20 protein-coding genes are annotated in these 18,518 nt (G+C 53.5%); 9 read left to right on the top strand and 11 right to left on the bottom strand.

Annotation, left to right across the window (positions count from 1 at the left end; all coding sequences use genetic code 11):
• Positions 1-40: 40 nt before the first annotated feature.
• Positions 41-1,423, bottom strand: a complete 1,383-nt coding sequence (locus WB371_RS12745; protein WP_336220431.1) for an amino acid permease — start codon at positions 1,421-1,423, stop codon at positions 41-43.
• 186 nt (positions 1,424-1,609) lie between these two features.
• A complete protein-coding gene (gene ydgH / locus WB371_RS12740) occupies positions 1,610-2,554 on the bottom strand; it encodes a DUF1471 family protein YdgH (protein WP_336220430.1) in 945 nt (314 codons plus the stop codon).
• 526 nt (positions 2,555-3,080) lie between these two features.
• Between ydgH and pntA the strand changes: the two genes are divergently transcribed.
• The 5 genes from pntA to mdtI all read left to right on the top strand — a co-directional run bounded on the left by pntA (position 3,081) and on the right by mdtI (position 7,164).
• Complete coding sequence (gene pntA / locus WB371_RS12735) at positions 3,081-4,610, top strand: Re/Si-specific NAD(P)(+) transhydrogenase subunit alpha (protein ID WP_336220429.1); 1,530 nt, start codon at positions 3,081-3,083, stop codon at positions 4,608-4,610.
• Between the two features lie 10 nt (positions 4,611-4,620).
• On the top strand, positions 4,621-6,009 hold the full coding sequence (gene pntB / locus WB371_RS12730; RefSeq protein ID WP_336220428.1) for a Re/Si-specific NAD(P)(+) transhydrogenase subunit beta: 1,389 nt from the start codon (positions 4,621-4,623) through the stop codon (positions 6,007-6,009).
• 195 nt (positions 6,010-6,204) lie between these two features.
• Entirely contained in the window at positions 6,205-6,375 is a 171-nt protein-coding gene (locus tag WB371_RS23820) for a hypothetical protein (RefSeq protein WP_420704050.1), read from the top strand.
• A gap of 107 nt (positions 6,376-6,482) precedes the next feature.
• On the top strand, positions 6,483-6,848 hold the full coding sequence (mdtJ, locus tag WB371_RS12725) for a multidrug/spermidine efflux SMR transporter subunit MdtJ (RefSeq protein ID WP_336220501.1): 366 nt from the start codon (positions 6,483-6,485) through the stop codon (positions 6,846-6,848).
• Positions 6,835-7,164 carry a multidrug/spermidine efflux SMR transporter subunit MdtI gene (gene mdtI / locus WB371_RS12720; protein WP_336220427.1) on the top strand — a complete coding sequence of 110 codons (330 nt, stop codon included), beginning with the start codon at positions 6,835-6,837 and terminating at the stop codon, positions 7,162-7,164. Before mdtJ ends, mdtI begins: the two co-directional genes overlap by 14 nt.
• Positions 7,165-7,202: 38 nt before the next feature.
• Here the strand turns inward: mdtI and WB371_RS12715 are convergent, their stop codons facing one another.
• From WB371_RS12715 to WB371_RS12700, 4 genes are all read right to left on the bottom strand, one after another.
• On the bottom strand, positions 7,203-8,024 hold the full coding sequence (locus tag WB371_RS12715; RefSeq protein WP_336220426.1) for a serine protease: 822 nt from the start codon (positions 8,022-8,024) through the stop codon (positions 7,203-7,205).
• A 100-nt stretch (positions 8,025-8,124) separates the two neighbouring features.
• Positions 8,125-8,205, bottom strand: coding sequence for a hypothetical protein (locus tag WB371_RS12710; protein WP_336220500.1), 81 nt, complete (start codon positions 8,203-8,205; stop codon positions 8,125-8,127).
• A 97-nt stretch (positions 8,206-8,302) separates the two neighbouring features.
• Positions 8,303-8,629: an acid resistance repetitive basic protein Asr gene (asr, locus tag WB371_RS12705; protein WP_336220499.1), complete on the bottom strand. Its 327-nt coding sequence runs from the start codon at positions 8,627-8,629 to the stop codon at positions 8,303-8,305.
• Positions 8,630-8,778: 149 nt separating this feature from the next.
• Complete coding sequence (locus tag WB371_RS12700; RefSeq protein WP_336220425.1) at positions 8,779-10,263, bottom strand: carboxypeptidase M32; 1,485 nt, start codon at positions 10,261-10,263, stop codon at positions 8,779-8,781.
• Between the two features lie 113 nt (positions 10,264-10,376).
• On the opposite strand from WB371_RS12700, the gene WB371_RS23815 reads away from it, so the two are divergent.
• The gene (locus WB371_RS23815) at positions 10,377-10,487 is read left to right on the top strand and encodes a KPN_01571 family protein (RefSeq protein ID WP_420704049.1); all 111 of its coding nucleotides are present in this window, start codon (positions 10,377-10,379) and stop codon (positions 10,485-10,487) included.
• Between the two features lie 53 nt (positions 10,488-10,540).
• On the opposite strand, the gene WB371_RS12695 is transcribed toward WB371_RS23815, so the two are convergent.
• The gene (locus tag WB371_RS12695) at positions 10,541-11,794 is read right to left on the bottom strand and encodes an MFS transporter (protein WP_336220424.1); all 1,254 of its coding nucleotides are present in this window, start codon (positions 11,792-11,794) and stop codon (positions 10,541-10,543) included.
• A 121-nt stretch (positions 11,795-11,915) separates the two neighbouring features.
• Between WB371_RS12695 and WB371_RS12690 the strand changes: the two genes are divergently transcribed.
• From WB371_RS12690 to bioD, 3 genes are all read left to right on the top strand, one after another.
• Positions 11,916-12,815 (top strand): LysR family transcriptional regulator, encoded by a 900-nt coding sequence (locus WB371_RS12690; RefSeq protein WP_336220423.1) that lies wholly within the window; start codon positions 11,916-11,918, stop codon positions 12,813-12,815.
• 128 nt (positions 12,816-12,943) lie between these two features.
• Complete coding sequence (gene mlc / locus WB371_RS12685) at positions 12,944-14,164, top strand: sugar metabolism global transcriptional regulator Mlc (RefSeq protein WP_336220422.1); 1,221 nt, start codon at positions 12,944-12,946, stop codon at positions 14,162-14,164.
• Positions 14,165-14,289: 125 nt separating this feature from the next.
• On the top strand, positions 14,290-14,985 hold the full coding sequence (gene bioD / locus WB371_RS12680) for a dethiobiotin synthase (RefSeq protein ID WP_336220421.1): 696 nt from the start codon (positions 14,290-14,292) through the stop codon (positions 14,983-14,985).
• A 77-nt stretch (positions 14,986-15,062) separates the two neighbouring features.
• On the opposite strand, the gene osmV is transcribed toward bioD, so the two are convergent.
• Genes osmV through osmY form a run of 4 tightly spaced genes read right to left on the bottom strand, consistent with a single transcriptional unit; the run spans position 15,063 to position 18,514 of the window.
• Positions 15,063-16,217, bottom strand: coding sequence for an osmoprotectant ABC transporter ATP-binding protein OsmV (osmV, locus tag WB371_RS12675; RefSeq protein WP_336220420.1), 1,155 nt, complete (start codon positions 16,215-16,217; stop codon positions 15,063-15,065).
• The gene (gene osmW, locus WB371_RS12670) at positions 16,217-16,864 is read right to left on the bottom strand and encodes an osmoprotectant ABC transporter permease OsmW (protein ID WP_336220419.1); all 648 of its coding nucleotides are present in this window, start codon (positions 16,862-16,864) and stop codon (positions 16,217-16,219) included. The genes osmV and osmW overlap by 1 nt, the downstream gene beginning before the upstream one ends.
• Positions 16,865-16,873: 9 nt before the next feature.
• Positions 16,874-17,776, bottom strand: a complete 903-nt coding sequence (gene osmX / locus WB371_RS12665) for an osmoprotectant ABC transporter substrate-binding protein OsmX (RefSeq protein WP_336220418.1) — start codon at positions 17,774-17,776, stop codon at positions 16,874-16,876.
• A gap of 27 nt (positions 17,777-17,803) precedes the next feature.
• Complete coding sequence (osmY, locus tag WB371_RS12660) at positions 17,804-18,514, bottom strand: osmoprotectant ABC transporter permease OsmY (RefSeq protein WP_336220417.1); 711 nt, start codon at positions 18,512-18,514, stop codon at positions 17,804-17,806.
• Positions 18,515-18,518: the final 4 nt, after the last annotated feature.

Here is an 18,518-nt window from a genome sequence, read left to right as displayed (position 1 = left end):
CCTGTGGACCAGGGAATTAGCGTCAAACGATGGGAGGCGTTTACGCTACCAACAACCAGGTTGCCGGAACGGCGGCAATCAGTAACAGACCAATCAGAACCATTTCCTGGCGATTGAGCACATTATCATGTGTATGCGTCTTGCGTGCGTACAGGAACACCAGCAGGCCCGGCGCGTAAAGCACGACCGACAGCAACAGGTGCATCGGCCCGGACGCATACAATAACCATAAGCCATAAATGCACGCACCGACACCCACCGCCCGATGAAGTGGGCGGGTCGCGATTTTCAGTAAGAACGCGCCCACCAGAAAATAGGGGACCAGGATCATTTCTGAGGCAATGGTCAGTAGCGTGTTGTAATCCGAGCCGGTGAGCCAGATGAGCACCAGACAGATCTGAACACAAAGATTGGTGAGCCACAGTGAAGCCGAAGGCGCGCCTTGCGTATTCTGGCGGGCGAAAATACGCGGGAAGGCCTTATGCGTTGACGCGAGGAACGGAACTTCTGCCGCCATAATCGTCCAGCTCAGATAGGCCCCGCAAACGGAGACAATCAGTCCCGCAGCGATGATAATTTCTCCCCACGGCCCCATCATTTCTACCATCAGCCCCGCCATTGACGGGTTGCGGATCTCCGCCAGTTCGGGCCGGGCAACCACGCCAAGTGAGAGCAGGGTGACCAGCAGATACACGCCCAGCGCGGCGAGTACTGCCAGCAGCGTCGCGCGGCCAACATCGCGCTTATTACGAGCGCGGGCAGAGACCACAACCGCACCTTCCACACCGATGAATACCCAAAGGGTAATAAGCATGGTGTTTTTTACCTGCTCCCAGACGGGTACACCCAATGCGACCCCGCTAAAATCGAGAGTAAAGACGTCAAGCCGGAAAGCGATAAAGGCCAGCACAATGAACAGGCCCAGCGGCAGCAGTTTTGCCAGTGTTGCCACGAGATTGATGCTGGCGGCAGTTTGTACGCCACGTAATACCAGAAAGTGAACCACCCACAGCAAAATGGAGGCGCCAACGATAGACTGCCAGGTGTTTCCGTCACCGAACAGACGAAGTTCAGGCGTGTCGGTAAAGAAGCTGAGAGCGGAGAAAACGATCACCAGATAAGAGACGTTGGCGATAACCGCGCACAGCCAGTAGCCCCAGGCCGAGCAGAAACCAATCAGTTCTCCGAAGCCTTCACGGGCATACGTGAAGATCCCGCCATCCAGTTCCGGACGGATACGGGTCAGGATCAGCATGGCGAACGCCAGCAGTAATATTCCAGCCCCGGTAATCGCCCAACCGATGAGCAACGCGGCCGGGCTGGCAACAGCGGCCATGTTCTGCGGCAGACTGAAGACACCTGCGCCAAGCATTGAGCTTAAAACCAGCGCGGTGAGTGCGCTCAGTCCCAGTTTTTTTTCCATGATAATCCAGTGATAAAAACGTACATTGGAGAATAATTATTGTGGCAAAACGCATAAAAATGGTGAAAGCCACTAAGGCGCGGGATTTTACGAAGAGAAGAGACGGCATGCAATGGTCGGAGAAAGATTTGTGACTAATAATACTAAAGGCGGCATAAAGCCGCCTTATTTTGCTACAAATGCTGCTTATTTATACAAATCAGCGCTCACGGTCATGTTGTTACCACGTTCCTGCCACTGGCGGGTAATGTGATAGTACTTCGCCCCTTTCTTCGCCGCACGTTTGGCGACCTGATAAGAGACTTCCGTCATGCTGTTGTAGTTGCCGGTGAACTTGATGCTGTCGAACGGCACCATCATAGCGGCTGTGGCTTTGTTCAGTTCTTCAACTTTGGTGCCATCCGGAAGTGTGACGGTGTAACGTCCACCTTTGGTTGACTGCGTTTCGAAGAAGCGACCCACTTCGGCACTCGGTGATGCGGTAGTCGCAACACCTGGGATCTCAACGTTCTTCGCGGCTGTGCCACCGGCTGCCAGCGCAGCACGGCCTGCATCGGAATCGGCCGGGATGGCATCCGCGCTCTGCACGATACGTTTTTTCGCATCTTTCTTATAAATGAATGCGGTTATACGCTGGTTGCCACCCTGGTTCGCATCAATCTGACGCACGATATAGAAAGCGTAAGCGCCTTTTTCACGGGCAGCTTTCGTAATGGCGTTATTCACTTCCGGCTGGCTGCGATAGAAACCCTGCACCGTCACGGTATCAAACGGCTCAATCAGTACGGCTTCAGATTTCGGTAATTCAACGATGCCATTAATGACGCGGTTTTGGCTGACTTCGGCTTTTTCGGCGTCGGCTTTATAGAAGTCTGCAACAACACGCCAGTTACCGCTGTTACCAAAATCGGATGTATCGACAACATAAAATGAGGCGGCACCTTCTTTGTCCGCACGGCGGTTAACGGCCTTCACCGCATCGCCAATCGCATTAAAACGGCCCGTGACCGTGACACGGTCGTACGGTTTCAGTGCTGCTGCTTGCTCCGGCGTCAATTCTGTTGCTGCGTTGACGGAAAAAGCCGTCGCAGAAAGAAGAGCGGACGCCAGGAGAGTGTTCTTAAGCTTCATAAAAATAATCCTTCGCCTTGCGCAAACCAGGTACTGGTATTGTTATTGACTAGAAACGTGGCTGATTATTGCATTTAAACCCGGTGAATGTCTGCGTCATTTTTCAATCTACATAACGAATAAAGTCACAAGGTCGATAACAATTTATGATATGTCGAAAAAATGGCCATTTCACGACGTAAACTGATAAAGAGGCTGAATTTCATAAGTTAATTTAATGTTAATTGATTGATCTTCTGTGGCGCTAAATCATGTTTTGCCGTTCCACCTGAGCGATTTATTGGTCTTTCGCGAAGAATTGAAGGTCATTATCCCGGTCTGAGGGCTGAATCGTTCATATTTTGCAAATTACCTGGCAAATTCTGTTTTTTGGCGCTAGATCACAGGCGCTATTTTCAGTACGTTATAGGAAGTTTGTTACTGTTTTATTTTGCCGGGGTAAAACCTACCTCCTGCGTGGAGTGGCGAGCGTCATTCCACGTTCACTGACAAACCATCATCAAAAATACCGATGGAAGGGAACATTATGCGAATTGGCATACCAAAAGAACGGTTTACCAATGAAACCCGCGTAGCAGCAACGCCGAAGACGGTTGAGCAACTGCTGAAGCTGGGTTTCACCGTCGCGGTAGAGAGCGGCGCGGGTGGACTGGCGAGTTTTGACGATAAGGCTTTTGTAGACGCGGGCGCGGAGATTGTTGATAGCAGCGCTGTCTGGCAGTCAGAGATCATTCTGAAGGTCAACGCGCCGCAAGACGATGAAATTCCGTTACTGAATCCTGGCACCACGCTGGTCAGTTTTATCTGGCCTGCGCAGAATCCAGAATTAATGCAAAAGCTGGCTGAGCGTAATGTGACGGTGATGGCGATGGATTCCGTTCCGCGTATTTCGCGTGCGCAGTCGCTGGATGCCTTAAGCTCCATGGCCAACATTGCAGGTTATCGCGCGATTGTCGAAGCGGCACATGAGTTTGGTCGCTTCTTCACCGGACAGATCACCGCGGCGGGCAAAGTGCCGCCGGCAAAAGTGATGGTCATTGGCGCGGGCGTCGCTGGTCTGGCCGCCATCGGCGCGGCAAACAGCCTGGGCGCGATTGTGCGCGCTTTTGACACCCGTCCGGAAGTTAAGGAACAGGTCCAGAGTATGGGCGCTGAATTCCTCGAGCTGGATTTTAAAGAGGAAGCGGGCAGCGGCGATGGTTATGCCAAAGTGATGTCCGAGGCGTTTATCAAAGCGGAAATGGAACTCTTTGCCGCACAGGCGAAAGAAGTCGACATTATCGTAACCACCGCGCTCATCCCGGGTAAACCGGCACCGAAGCTGATCACCCGGGAAATGGTTGACGCTATGAAAGCGGGCAGTGTGATTGTCGATCTGGCGGCGCAAAACGGGGGGAACTGCGAATACACCGTGGCTAACCAGGTGACCACTACCGCCAATGGCGTCAAAGTGATCGGCTATACCGATTTGCCTGGACGTCTGCCGACGCAGTCATCACAACTCTACGGTACCAACCTCGTTAACCTGCTGAAACTGCTGTGCAAAGAAAAAGACGGCAACATCACCGTTGATTTTGACGACGTGGTGGTGCGCGGTGTGACGGTGGTTCGTGACGGGGAGATAACCTGGCCTGCGCCACCGATTCAGGTTTCTGCGCAGCCTAAGGCCGCTGCGAAAGCCGCGCCGGCAGAAAAAGAACCCGAGAAACCGGCCTCGCCGTGGCGTAAATATGCGCTGATGGCATTGGCGATCATTCTGTTCGGTTGGCTGGCGGACGTCGCGCCGAAAGAGTTCCTCGGTCACTTTACCGTGTTCGCGCTTTCCTGCGTGGTGGGTTACTACGTGGTCTGGAATGTCTCTCACGCGCTGCATACGCCGCTGATGTCCGTGACCAATGCCATTTCAGGGATCATCGTGGTTGGTGCACTATTGCAGATTGGCCAGGGTGGCTGGGTAAGCTTCCTGAGCTTCATCGCGGTACTGATCGCCAGCATTAATATTTTCGGTGGCTTCACCGTGACTCAGCGCATGCTGAAAATGTTCCGGAAAAACTAAGGGGTAACACATGTCTGGAGGATTAGTTACAGCTGCATACATTGTTGCCGCGATCCTGTTTATTTTCAGTCTGGCGGGACTTTCAAAACATGAAACGTCTCAGCAGGGGAACAACTTCGGTATCGCCGGGATGGCGATTGCGCTGCTCGCCACGATTTTTGGCCCGGATACCGGCAATGTTGCCTGGATTCTGGTGGCGATGATCATCGGCGGCGCTATCGGTATACGTCTGGCGAAAAAAGTCGAAATGACCGAGATGCCAGAACTGGTGGCGATCCTGCATAGCTTTGTGGGCCTGGCTGCGGTGCTGGTCGGCTTTAACAGCTATCTGTATCACGAAGCCGGTCTGGAGCCGATTCTGGTCAATATCCACCTGACCGAAGTGTTCCTCGGCATCTTCATCGGGGCGGTGACCTTTACGGGGTCCGTGGTGGCATTTGGTAAACTGCGCGGTAAGATTTCCTCTAAACCGCTGATGCTGCCGAATCGCCATAAGATGAACCTGGCGGCACTGGTGGTCTCTTTCCTGCTGTTGGTGGTTTTTGTTCGCACTGAAAGCGTTGGCCTGCAGGTTCTGGCGCTGCTGGTGATGACGATCATTGCGCTGGCGTTTGGCTGGCATCTGGTCGCCTCTATCGGCGGGGCTGATATGCCGGTGGTGGTCTCCATGCTGAACTCCTACTCCGGTTGGGCGGCGGCGGCGGCGGGCTTTATGCTCAGCAACGACCTGCTGATCGTGACCGGGGCGCTGGTGGGTTCTTCCGGTGCGATTCTCTCTTACATCATGTGTAAGGCGATGAACCGCTCGTTCATCAGCGTTATCGCAGGCGGTTTTGGTACGGATGGTTCCGCCTCCAGCGGTGACGAAGAAGTCGGCGAGCACCGGGAAATCAGTGCGGAAGATACCGCCGATATGCTGAAAAACTCGCATACGGTGATCATCACCCCGGGCTATGGTATGGCGGTGGCTCAGGCGCAGTATCCGGTAGCGGAAATCACTGAGAAGCTGCGTGCGCGTGGTATCAAGGTGCGTTTTGGCATCCATCCGGTTGCGGGGCGTTTACCGGGCCACATGAACGTCCTGCTGGCAGAAGCGAAAGTACCGTACGACATCGTGCTGGAAATGGATGAGATCAACGACGATTTCGCCGATACCGACACCGTACTGGTTATTGGCGCGAACGATACCGTGAACCCGGCGGCGCAGGACGATCCAAACAGCCCGATTGCCGGTATGCCGGTACTGGAAGTGTGGAAAGCGCAGAATGTGGTCGTCTTTAAGCGTTCGATGAATACCGGTTACGCCGGTGTGCAGAATCCGCTGTTCTTTAAAGAGAACACCCATATGCTGTTTGGCGATGCCAAAGCCAGCGTGGATGCGATTCTGAAAGCGCTTTAATCGTCTCCCTCCGAAAAAACAGAGGAATTGTTCCGTTTACGACAATTCCTCTTTTTCCTGTCAATTTCACTGCAGTGAACATGCTGTGTAAAATAATGTGACTCACATCGGGTCTCGCCCCGGAAAAATCAGATGAACCAGGTAAAGAAATGAAAAGGTTTTGAGTTAATTCCTGGGCTATGATACAAATCAGGCGTGTTTAACTACCGAGGACAATTATCATCCGCGATGACGAGAAGCAACACTGCGGATAATTGTAATATTATGGACAATATGTTCAGGACGTTTTTTTCTACCCAGGTTCTTCTTCGCACTTCCTCCTCTTTCCTGCTTGCAGGTGAGCAGCACTGGCGCAACGCGCTTTAGTCCTTTCTTCTGCCTACGCTGACGCGACGCGTTTAGCGCACTGATTTTATTTTCTGGTTTGCTGCTTTGGGCAAGCCCAATGGATTATATTCTCAAGCAGGAGAAGCATCATGTTTTACTGGATTTTATTAGGTCTGGCTATTGCCGCTGAAATTACCGGCACACTGTCGATGAAATGGGCGAGCGTGAGCAACGGCAACGCCGGGTTTATTTTAATGCTGGTGATGATTGCACTGTCGTATATATTTCTCTCTTTCGCCGTTAAAAAAATCGCCCTCGGTGTCGCGTATGCGTTGTGGGAGGGGATTGGTATTTTATTTATCACGCTGTTCAGCGTGCTGTTATTTGATGAAGCATTATCGGCAATGAAAATTGCCGGATTGACGACGCTGGTCCTTGGGATCGTGTTGATTAAATCCGGTACGCGCAAGCCGCGTCCAGCCGCGAAGGAGGTGACTCATGCAACAGTTTGAGTGGGTGCATGCCGCCTGGTTGGGTATCGCCATCGTGCTGGAAATTATTGCCAACGTCTTTTTAAAGTTTTCTGACGGATTTCGCCGTAAGTTATACGGCATGTTGTCACTGGCTGCGGTGCTTGCCGCATTCAGCGCGCTATCTCAGGCGGTAAAAGGGATTGATCTGTCAGTCGCCTATGCGCTGTGGGGTGGGTTTGGTATTGCCGCGACGCTGGCGGCCGGTTGGGTACTGTTTGGTCAACGTCTGAATCATAAAGGCTGGATTGGCGTGGTGCTTCTGCTGGCCGGTATGGTGATGATTAAACTTGCCTGATCTCTCGCTGCCCGCCGTCGCGGGCAGCGCTAAACGTCTTATTCCTGCTGCGCCAGCGCATCGAGCTTTTCGCGAAAACCAGTCACAGAAATCGCGCGGTTATCCGCCCGCCAGCGATCTTTTGCCGCCGGTGCCGAGCTTTGAACACCAATGAGTTGCCAGCCTGCATCGGTTTTCAACATCAGCGGGGAACCGCTGTCGCCTGGCAGGGTGTCGCACTGATGCGATAGCACCGTTTTCTGTGCCCAGCCCGTCACTATACAATCCTGGTGAGTATAAAGCGTGTCGAGATGGTCTTCAGGGTATCCCGACTGAGTGACCTTACGGCCTGTCTCTTTAAGCGCGGCGGTGAGATCTGCTTTATCGCCTTCAAAAAGCGGTAACGGCGTGATGCCGGAAGGGGGATTGCGCAGCACGATCAGCCCGAAATCCCACGGCGCGGCGGCCGGCGGCACAATCCAGCCATCACCATCGGCTTTCAGACGTTTTCCAAGACCTGGATCCACTCTTCCTTCAATACCGTGAATTTCATAGCGCCAGATCCCTTTTTGCGAGACAAAGCGCAGGACAACGGCTTTATCCGGTTTCCCTTTTGGCGGCGTTAATAAGCAATGCCCGGCGGTCAATGCCAGATTGGGGGCGATTAATGTTGCGGTACACAAGTTTCCGCTGGCGGTTTCGAGTTGCCCGATAGCATCCCACGGCGATTGCGTAGGATCGCTGACCGGCACACGATCGTCCTGACCAAAAAACAATGTTTTAACTTCACTGGTATCGGAGTCCGCATCAGGTTTATCTGCCTGCGCAACGCCGGGTAAAAAACATAATGAGCCCAGTAATACAGCAACGGTTTTACGCATATCACACTCTGGTGGGTAATTATGATTATTAAAAGAAAACCCTCAGTAAATACTATAGACGGAACGGCGGGAAAGTGAGAGTAAAATCAGAGAACTACAATCAGGAGAGATAAAACCGGGCCGCAATGAGCGCACAAAAAATCAGGGTGATGAGGATAAACTCAAAGCGATAACGGCGCACATTGTTACCCTCCGAAAAAGACGGCGCTAAACCAGAAATGCGTTCAGCGCCGTTACACCGTGGCGCGAGGGGACGCGCCAGATAACATCATCAGGAATTAAGCGGCCGGTTGGGCGGCTGGCTTAGCGGTCTTTGATGTGGTGTGCTTTTTGGTGTGCTTTTTAGTGGCCTGGGCCTTTTGCTCTGGCGCTTTTTGCTCAGTCGTGGCTGCGGCTTTTTTTGGGTGTTTTTTAGCAGCCTGGGCCTTTTGTTCTGGCGCTTTCTGTGTAGCCGCTTTTTGATGTTTTTTGTGGTGCGTGGTTTTTGCCGGAGCCGCTTTTGCTGTCGGCGCTGCCGCCGGGGCAGTTGATGTAGTTTCAGCAGCAAACGCAGCAGAAGACAGACCCATAGCAGCGGCAACAACCAGAGCTAATACTTTTTTCATTTTCATACCCTCGATTTGGCTTTTCATTCAACCCCACTGCGGGGCCGTTGAAATGACTATATTCCTGTAACCTGAGGGTTTCCGTGAGTCATTGGTTTCGACGTGTAACGATATGTACAACGTCGGGCACACGCGGCCCGACGAAGGGTTTACAAATAGCGGGATTCGAGATGGGCGCGAAAATAGCGGCTGCTCAGGGCTTCACCGGTGGCCTGAGCAATTAACTTTTCCGTTGTAAAGCGACTCCCGTGCTGCCAGATATTCTGGCGTAGCCACTCAAACAGCGCGCTGAAATCGCCACACCCCATCTGCTGGTTGAGATCGGGCAGTGCGCGGCTGGCCGCGCTGAACAACTGCGCCGCATACATGGCGCCGAGTGTATAAGACGGGAAGTAACCGAACCCGCCATCGGTCCAGTGAATATCCTGCATACAGCCGTTGCGATCGTTCCCTTCGGTGGAAAGTCCCAGCCAGGCCTGCATTTTCTCATTCCACAGCGCAGGAATATCTTCAACCTCGATATCGCCATTGATTAACGCGCGCTCAATTTCATAACGCAGGATGACGTGTGCCGGATAGCTGACTTCATCGGCATCCACACGGATAAAGCCCGGTTTCACCCGCTGATTCCAGGCAATAAAGTTTTGCTCATCAAACGCGGCCTGATCGCCAAAATGGCGTTTGACGGCGGGAAGCAGTTGTTGCAGGAACTCGGTGCTGCGGCCCACCTGCATTTCAAAGAACAGGCTCTGCGATTCGTGGATAGCCGTGGAACGGGCAAGGGCGACAGGTTGTCCCAGCCAGTTACGCGGCAGGTTTTGCTCATAGCGGGCATGACCCGTTTCGTGAATAACGCCGAACAGGGCGCTCAGCAACTCATTTTCATCATAACGCGTGGTGATACGTACATCCTCGGGAACGCCGCCACAGAATGGATGAGCGCTAATATCCAGACGACCGGCGTTAAAATCGAAACCGAGCATCGACATTGTCTCCAGACCCAGTTCACGCTGCACGGCGATTGGGAAGGGGCCGACCGGGGCGATCAGCGGTTGTTGCGCCTGTTTTTCGACCACGCGACGCAGGAGATCCGGCAGCCAGGATTTGATGTCCGCAAACAGTCCGTCCAGTTGCGCGCTGGTCATATCCGGCTCATAGATATCCAGTAGCGCGTCATACGGTGAACAGCCCTTCGCCCCGGCGCGCAGCCGGGCTTCTTCGCGGCTGAGCTTCACGACCTCTTTCAGATTCACCGAAAATCCCTGCCAGTCGTTTGCCGGACGCTGGCTGCGCCAGGCGTGTTCACAGCGGCTTCCCGCGAGGGATTTGTCCTCGACCAGTGACGCTGGTAGTATGGCGGCCTGGGTATGCAGGCGCGTCATTTCGCGCAGGTTGGCCTGTTCGACGTCATTGAGATCTTCCTGTGCCGCCTCCGCAATCCACCGCGAGACGTCAGGACTGGTCAGAATCTGATGTTCCAGCACGCTCAGTTCCGCCAGCGCGTCACCGCGTGCCGTGCTGCCGCCTGGGGGCATCATTGCAAACATATCCCAACTGGCAATGGCGGAGAGGTGAGAGAAGCGGGAGAGTCGCAGGAAGGTGCGGGTAAGCTGTTGATAGTTTTTATTAGCCATGGATCCTCTTCGACGAATGTGCAGGTTGGATGCCCACCATAATGGGTAGTTAGCTTTCATGTTAACCTTTTTTTATAGTAACGAAGCGGTGCATTCGCCCCGTCCAATAAAAAATGAACACACACAGAAAAATGAATCCGATTATCTGGGTCGTCTTTGCTCTTCTGGCAGTGGATGCGGTCAGAGAATTGATGGGTCTTACATCGATTTCAGGAATGTGGTAGCCACTTAAGGTTGAGCGGTGAGAAGCCCGATTCCCCCGGGCTTTTCTTTCAGGCTAGACGTGCAGGCGTTGATGCAGCCGCGTACCGACCAGAATTGCCAGCACCAGCATAATCGCGATAAAACCACCGACGCCGTTCCAGCCATAGTTATGCCAGAATACGCCGCCGAGCGTACCCGCGATGCTTGATCCCAGATAATAACTGAACAGATAGAGCGAAGAGGCCTGGCCTTTAGCGCGTCGCGCGCGGGGACCAATCCAGCTGCTGGCGACCGAATGGGCGCCAAAAAAGCCCGCAGAAAAGAGCAACATTCCGGCGAAAATCAGCCACAGCGAACTGAACAACGTCAATAACAGTCCAATGAGCATAACGGCGGTAGAGAACAGCATCACCGGACCGCGCCCGTAGCGGACGGTCATCGCGCCCGCTTTTGGCGAGCTCCAGGTGCCGGTCAGATAGGCGACAGAAAGTAAACCAACGACCGCCTGACTAAGCTCCCAGGGGGAGAGCATCAGGCGATAACCGATGTAGTTGAACAGGGTGACAAACGACCCCATCAGCAGAAAACCTTCCGCGAACAGCAGCGGTAACCCCTGGTCTCGCCAGTGCAGGCGGAAGTTGATAAACAGCGTTTTCGGACGCAGTGAAGTAGGGCGAAAATGGCGCGATTCGGGCAGGATTTTCCAGAACATCAGTGCAGATGCCAGTGCGAAGCAACCAATTGCCGCCAGCGCTATCCGCCAGTTGAAGAAATCCGTTAACACGCCGCTAATCAGACGTCCGCTCATCCCGCCAATCGAGTTGCCGCTGATGTACAGCCCCATCGAGAACGCCACAAAACTGGGGTGGATCTCTTCACTCAGATAGGTCATCCCAACTGCGGCAACGCCGCTCAGTGAAAGGCCAATCAGCGCGCGCATAATCAGAATCCCGTGCCAACTGGTCATCATCGTCGAGAGTAATGTACAACAGGAGGCCAGCAGCAGCGCGGTGACCATCACCGGCTTACGCCCAATGGCATCCGACAGCGGGCCGGTAAACAGCAGACCAATGGCCAGCATCGCGGTGGAAATAGACAGAGAGATACTGCTGTTGGCAGGTGACACACCAAATTCATGGGAAAGCACGGGCAAAATAGGCTGAACGCAGTACAGCAACGCGAAGGTTGCCAGCCCGGCAGAAAAGAGCGCCAGCGTGACGCGCATAAAGGGAGACGTACCGCGTTGGATAAACTGCACCGGCTGAGAAATGTGTTGCTCATCAATGTCGCCCGCCGTCGCGTCATTGACTGTAGTAGTACGACTCACTTGAAATCCTTGCTCAACAAACCCGTGTTTTGAGGGGACGGGCATAACCTTGTTGAGTAGAGTAGGAAAAACTCAATATTCTGTCTAATATATTAATAGTCTCAAATAATACTTTAAAAATATGAATATTGAGTTGCGTCATCTCCGCTACTTTGTCGCTGTCGCCGAAGAATTGCATTTTGGTCGCGCGGCGGCCCGTCTGAACATTTCACAACCGCCGTTAAGCCAACAGATCCAGGTGCTTGAACAGCAGGTTGGCGCGCGGCTGCTTGCGCGAACCAACCGGAGCGTCGCACTGACGGCTGCCGGGAAGCAGTTTCTTGCCGACAGTCGTCAGATTCTGGGACTGGTGAACGATGCAGCCGCCCGCGCCGAGCGGCTGCATCAGGGGGAGGCAGGGGAGTTGCGTATTGGATTTACTTCGTCAGCGCCGTTTATCCGTGCCGTTGCCGATACCCTGTCGTTATTCCGCCAAAACTACCCGGATATGCATCTGCAAACGCGGGAGATGAACACTCGCGAACAGCTTGCGCCGCTCACCGAAGGGGGGCTTGATGTGGGACTGATGCGCAATACCCCGTTACCGGATGTGCTCTGCCATGAGGTGATTTTGCACGAGCCGCTGATGGCGATGATCCCGCGGGCGCATCCGCTGGCGCAAAAACCCGTGGTCACCCTGGCGGAGCTGGCTAAAGAACCCTTTGTCTTTTTCGACCCGCATGTGGGGACTGGCCTTTATGACGATATTCTGGGGTTGATGCGCCACTATAAGCTGTCGCCGGTCATTACTCAGGAAGTGGGGGAAGCCATGACTATCATCGGTCTCGTGGCGGCCGGGTTGGGGGTGTCGATCCTCCCGGCATCGTTTAAAAAGGTTCAGCTTCACGAAATGTGTTGGGTCCCCATTGCAGAAGACGATGCCGTATCGGAAATGTGGCTGGTGTGGTCAAAACATCATGAGCAAAGTGAGGCGGCGATACGTTTTCGTCAGCAACTGCTTCACGCTGTCAGGGGTACTTAAATTAATTTTATAACGGCTGAAAATGTGCAGTTAATCACACGGCTAAGTAAAAAGTTGACGTTGTATCTTGAAGTACTTCACCATAGCCCGCAGATTATTTCGGAGCGCGAAAATAAAGGGAGTAAGAGGTGGTTGCTGATAGTCAGCCTGGGCATATCGATCAAATAAAGCAGACCAATGCGGGCGTGGTGTATCGTCTGATTGATCAGCTGGGACCGGTTTCGCGTATTGATCTTTCCCGACTTGCGCAACTTGCTCCTGCCAGTATTACCAAGATTGTCCGTGAAATGCTCGAAGCGCATCTGGTCCAGGAGCTGGAAATTAAAGAAGCCGGCAGTCGCGGACGACCTGCTGTGGGGCTGGTTGTGGAGACGGAAGCCTGGCACTATTTATCTATTCGCATCAGTCGCGGTGAAATTTTCCTTGCCCTGCGCGATCTCAGCAGTAAGCTGGTGGTGGAGGAGTGTCTCGATCTCCCGCTGAACGACGATACTCCGCTACTGACGCGCATCGTTATCCTGGTCGATCAATTTTTTATTCGCCATCAGCAGAAGCTCGAACGCCTGACGTCAATCGCCATCACCTTACCGGGCATCATTGACACCGAGAATGGCATCGTGCATCGCATGCCGTTTTACGATGATGTGAAAGAGATGCCGCTGGGAGAAACCCTTGCGCAGCACACTGGCGTGCCGGTTTATATTCAGCACGATATCAGCGCCTGGACAATGGCTGAGGCGCTGTTTGGCGCGTCGCGCGGTGCGCGAGATGTGATTCAGGTGGTTATCGATCATAACGTAGGCGCAGGCGTAATTACGGATGGTCACTTACTGCATGCGGGCAGCAGCAGTCTGGTGGAGATCGGCCATACGCAGGTCGATCCGTATGGTAAACGTTGCTACTGCGGTAACCATGGCTGTCTGGAAACCATTGCCAGCGTGGAAAGCGTTCTCGAACTGGCACAACTGCGCATGGCGCAATCCATGAGCTCCTCGCTTCACGGTCAACCGCTGACGGTCGATTCACTTTGTCAGGCCGCGTTGCAGGGCGATCTGCTGGCAAAAGACATTATCAGTGGTGTCGGCAACCATGTGGGACGCATCCTGGCCATCATGGTTAACCTGTTTAATCCGCAAAAAATACTTATCGGTTCACCGCTCAGTAAAGCGGCTGACGTGCTGTTTCCGGCGATTGCCGACAGTATCCGTCAGCAGGCGTTACCGGCTTACAGCAAAAATATAGTGGTTGAAAGCACACAATTTTCGAACCAGGGAACCATGGCTGGTGCTGCGCTGGTGAAGGACGCGATGTATAACGGTTCTTTACTGATCCGTCTGTTGCAGGGGTAAGATTTTTCCACTGTTCTACCAAAAATTGCGCTAACTCAAGCTGATTCCGCCGGGCTTACCTTAGAATTTCCCTATTGTATTATTTCCCTGATTTATATTTTCGAAGCATAACGGTGGAGTTAGCGATGCTGAAGCGTTTCTTTATTACAGGTACAGACACTTCTGTCGGGAAGACGGTTGTTTCCCGCGCATTGCTACAAGCGTTAGCCTCGGGGGGAAAGAGCGTTGCGGGATACAAGCCCGTCGCCAAGAGCAGTAAAGAGACGCCAGAGGGGCTGCGCAACAAAGATGCGCTGGTGCTGCAAAGCGTCTCAACGCTGGATTTGCCCTACGAGGCTGTCAATCCGATCGCCCTGAGCGAAGATGAAAGTAGCGTGGCCCACAGTTGCCCCATTAATTACACTTTACTGTCTAATGGGCTGGCAAATTTAAATGAAAAGGTTGACCACGTTGTCGTGGAAGGCACCGGGGGCTGGCGTAGCCTGATGAACGATCTGCGTCCGTTGTCGGAATGGGTTGTACAGGAACAACTGCCTGTTCTCCTGGTGGTAGGTATTCAGGAAGGTTGCATCAACCATGCGTTACTGACCGCCCAGGCGATTGCTAACGATGGTTTGCCGCTCATTGGCTGGGTGGCGAACCGCATCAATCCGGGGCTGGCGCATTACGCAGAAATTATCGATGTGTTAAGCAAAAAGCTGCCAGCGCCATTGATTGGCGAACTGCCGTATCTGCCGCGCGCTGAGCAGCGAGAACTCGGTCATTATATCCGCTTGTCAATGTTGGGAAGCGTGTTGTCCGCAGACAGAATCACCGCCTGATCCCCCCTTAGATTGTTGGCTCCACTGTAGGCCCGATAAGCTTGCGCTTTCGGGCTCTTTACTGTTTGCCCGCCGTTTCACGGAGCACTGTTTTCGTGAATATTCAGCGCCCGACGGGTACGCCCGGAGCTGAGATAATCGGCGATGTAATCCTGCGAGATTTCACCATTATAACGACCCTCCTCGTCGACGATGGGCATCCAACTGGTGTTACTTTCGTACAGTTTTGACAATACGATACGCAGATTATCTTCTGCTTTGCCGGTGATACGGAAGGGGTGCAGGATGTCTGCGCAGGTGCCCGTGGCCTGTCGCGCTTCGCGGCGTTTCACAAAGCCCAGCGGTTTACCTTCGCTATCCACCACGGTGATCGCACGGATATCATTGTCATCCATAATCCCAAAAGCCTCACTTAACGAGGTCGACGGCTGGGCGGTGAGGGTTGGTTGTTGATCGGTGACATCACCCGCAGAAACCAGCAACAGACGTTTTAGCGTGCGATCCTGGCCGACAAACGAGCCGACAAAATCATTGGCTGGTTTGGCTAACAGTTCATCCGGGCTGGCGCACTGCACGATACGTCCCTGGCGGAATACGGCGATGCGATCGCCGAGTTTCAGCGCTTCATCGATATCATGGCTCACCAGCATGACGGTTTTCTTCAGCGCGCGCTGCATCTCCAGGAACTGGTTCTGGATCACTTCGCGGTTAATCGGGTCGACAGCGCCAAACGGTTCATCCATCAGCAGGACCGGCGGATCCGCTGCCAGCGCGCGAATCACACCGATACGCTGTTGCTGGCCGCCGGACATCTCTTTCGGATAGCGGTGCAGAAATTTCTTCGCATCCAGCGCCACCATATCCATCAACTCTTCCGCACGGTTCTTGCAACGTGCCTTATCCCAGCCCAGCATGCGGGGAACGACGGTGATATTCTCCTCAATGGTCATATTGGGGAACAGACCAATTTGCTGAATCACATAACCAATATTGCGACGCAACGTGACGGTATCCATGCCGTCCGTGTTTTCTCCGTTGATCAAAATGTTGCCGCTGCTGGGGGCAATCAGACGGTTGATCATCTTGAGGGTGGTGGTTTTGCCGCAGCCGGACGGCCCCAGCAGTACGCACATTTCGCCTTCCGGTACGTTAAGATTAACGTTATCAACGGCTTTCAGTGGCTGACCTTTTTTCTGCGGAAATTGTTTGGTGAGGTTTTCCAGTTTTATCATTATCGTATCCCCTTTGGTGTCAGGACGACTTGCAGGCGGTGTAACAGCCAGTCGAGTACAATCGCTAAAAAACAAATCATCAGTGCGCCGGCAATCAGCATCCGAATATCACTACCGCCGATGCCGTTCAGTAACAGTAATCCCAGGCCACCAGCGCCAATCACCGCAGCAATCGCCATCACGCCGATGTTCATTACCACGGCGGTGCGGATCCCGCCGAAAATCACCGGCAATGCCATCGGGATCTCCACCCAACGTAAACGTTGCCAGAAGGTCATGCCAATTCCGCGTCCGGCTTCGCGCAGGCCCGGCGGAAGGCTGTCCAGTGCGGTATGGGTGTTCCGCACAATCGGGAGTAGCGAGTAAAGAAATACCGCAGTGATGGCGGGTAATGCGCCAATACCGTGACCGATCAGCGAAAACAGCGGAATCATCAGGCCAAACAGGGCAATAGAGGGAATGGTCAGCAATAGCGTGGCGACGCTCAGAACGGGTGTTGCCAGCCATTTATGGCGCACAATCAGGATCCCCAATGGCACGCCAATAACGATAGCCAGACTGACAGCCAGCGCCACCAGCCACAGATGCTGGAAGGTCAGGGTGGCAAGATAGCCTGCGTTATCCATCATGTAATGAATCGTGTCCATATGCGCTCCTTACAGCAGATTCTTTTGTTGCAGGAATTCACGGGCAACCTGCTGAGGTGACTGGTGATCGATATCGACCTTTGCATTCAGCGTGCTGATCACATCGTTGTTCAGCTCGGCTGAGAGGGTATTGAGCGCCTCCTCAAGACCCGGATTGGCTTCCAGTGTGTCTTTACGTACCACAGGCGTGACAGCGTAACTTGGGAAGAATCCTTTATCATCTTCCAGTACCTTAAGATCAAACCCTTTCACACGCCCGTCTGTCGTGTAGATAAGTCCTGCCTCGACAAAGCCGTCACGAATGGCGTTGTACACCAGTCCCGGGTCCATCTGGCGGATTTGCGGTCGGTCGAGTTCCATCTGATAGGCCTGTTGCAATGGCTTCATACCATCGCTGCGCCCGGCGAATTCCAGATCGAGGCCCAGCAGCCAGTTCTTGTCGGGATCGGTCTGGCGAATGTGTTCAATTTTCGCCACCATTTCCGACATTGTATGGATGTTTTCGGCCTCGGCACGTTTACGTTGCATGGCAAACGCATAGGTGTTGTTCATATCGGCGGGTTTTAGCCACACCAGACCCAGTCTGGCATCAAGGCGTTTCACGGTATCGTAGGATTCCTGTGGGCTCATCCGCTTATTGATATGGTTGAAGATAATCAACGACGTGCCGGTATATTCCCAGGTCATATCAATCTGCTTATTGATCATCGCATTGCGTGAAATCACCGTCGCGATATTGGTTTGTGGCTGAACCTGAAATCCTTTCTTTTGCAGATACTGAACGGTCATCGCCGAGAGAATATGCTGCTCAGTAAAGCTTTTGGTGGCAAGAATAAGGGGCGCGGCGTGCGCCTGCGTGCTGATGAACAGCGTGGCGGCAAGCCACGCCAGCAGATGTTTTCTGAGAGTCATTTGCGTTCCTTGTTGTTATCGTTGTCGTCAGGCAGTGTGTGGACTCAGGGCGCGCCCAAGCCAGGCGAGCAGGCTGTCGAGGATCAGGGCAAAAAGTGCAGTGGCGGTCGCCCCTAAAATGAGCGTCGGGAAGTCATTCAGATAGATACCGGGGAAGATAAGCTCCCCATAACTGCTGGCGCCAATCAGAAAGGCCAGCGGCGCCGTACCGACGTTAATCGCCGTTGCAATACGGATCCCGGACAACATTACCGGCCATGCGCTGGGAAGTTCAACCTGGCGAAGCCGCTGCCATTTGGTCATACCGATACCTTTAGCCGCTTCAGTCAGCGACGGGGGGACTGCGCTCAGACCCGCATAGGTGTTACGGACAATCGGCAGAAGGGATGCCAGAAACAGCGCAACGATGGCGGGGATATCGCCAATGCCGATAATAATCATGGCCAGCGCGAGGACGGCGAGCGGCGGCAACGTGTTGCCGATGTTAAAGATCTGCATGACATATTCCGCCACGCCTCTGGCGGCAGGGCGGCTCAGTAAAATACCGCTGGGAATACCGACCAGCAGAGCGAAGAACATTGAAATAAACACTAATTTCAGGTGCTGTTCACCCAGGTAAAGCAGATCAACCTGACGCGATTGAAGGGTTTCCAGGCCAATTCCCCAGCCCAGTAGCGCCAATATCAGCGCGATGACCAGACTAAAGCCCAACACGCGTTTTAACGTGGATGTGTGCATTGCA

It is taken from the genome of Citrobacter amalonaticus (assembly GCF_037053465.1).
Lineage (GTDB): Bacteria > Pseudomonadota > Gammaproteobacteria > Enterobacterales > Enterobacteriaceae > Citrobacter_A > Citrobacter_A amalonaticus_H.
This window is presented reverse-complemented; position numbering and strand designations above follow the sequence as displayed.

Excerpts from the sequence above, each read along its gene's own strand:
- WB371_RS12745 (WP_336220431.1), bottom strand. The coding sequence starts at position 1,423 with ATGGAAAAAAAACTGGGACTGAGCGCACTCACCGCGCTGGTTTTAAGC.
- ydgH (WP_336220430.1), bottom strand. The coding sequence starts at position 2,554 with ATGAAGCTTAAGAACACTCTCCTGGCGTCCGCTCTTCTTTCTGCGACG.
- pntA (WP_336220429.1), top strand. The coding sequence starts at position 3,081 with ATGCGAATTGGCATACCAAAAGAACGGTTTACCAATGAAACCCGCGTA.
- pntB (WP_336220428.1), top strand. The coding sequence starts at position 4,621 with ATGTCTGGAGGATTAGTTACAGCTGCATACATTGTTGCCGCGATCCTG.
- mdtI (WP_336220427.1), top strand. The coding sequence starts at position 6,835 with ATGCAACAGTTTGAGTGGGTGCATGCCGCCTGGTTGGGTATCGCCATC.
- WB371_RS12715 (WP_336220426.1), bottom strand. The coding sequence starts at position 8,024 with ATGCGTAAAACCGTTGCTGTATTACTGGGCTCATTATGTTTTTTACCC.
- asr (WP_336220499.1), bottom strand. The coding sequence starts at position 8,629 with ATGAAAAAAGTATTAGCTCTGGTTGTTGCCGCTGCTATGGGTCTGTCT.
- WB371_RS12700 (WP_336220425.1), bottom strand. The coding sequence starts at position 10,263 with ATGGCTAATAAAAACTATCAACAGCTTACCCGCACCTTCCTGCGACTC.
- WB371_RS23815 (WP_420704049.1), top strand. The coding sequence starts at position 10,377 with ATGAACACACACAGAAAAATGAATCCGATTATCTGGGTCGTCTTTGCT.
- WB371_RS12690 (WP_336220423.1), top strand. The coding sequence starts at position 11,916 with ATGAATATTGAGTTGCGTCATCTCCGCTACTTTGTCGCTGTCGCCGAA.
- bioD (WP_336220421.1), top strand. The coding sequence starts at position 14,290 with ATGCTGAAGCGTTTCTTTATTACAGGTACAGACACTTCTGTCGGGAAG.
- osmV (WP_336220420.1), bottom strand. The coding sequence starts at position 16,217 with ATGATAAAACTGGAAAACCTCACCAAACAATTTCCGCAGAAAAAAGGT.
- osmW (WP_336220419.1), bottom strand. The coding sequence starts at position 16,864 with ATGGACACGATTCATTACATGATGGATAACGCAGGCTATCTTGCCACC.
- osmX (WP_336220418.1), bottom strand. The coding sequence starts at position 17,776 with ATGACTCTCAGAAAACATCTGCTGGCGTGGCTTGCCGCCACGCTGTTC.
- osmY (WP_336220417.1), bottom strand. The coding sequence starts at position 18,514 with ATGCACACATCCACGTTAAAACGCGTGTTGGGCTTTAGTCTGGTCATC.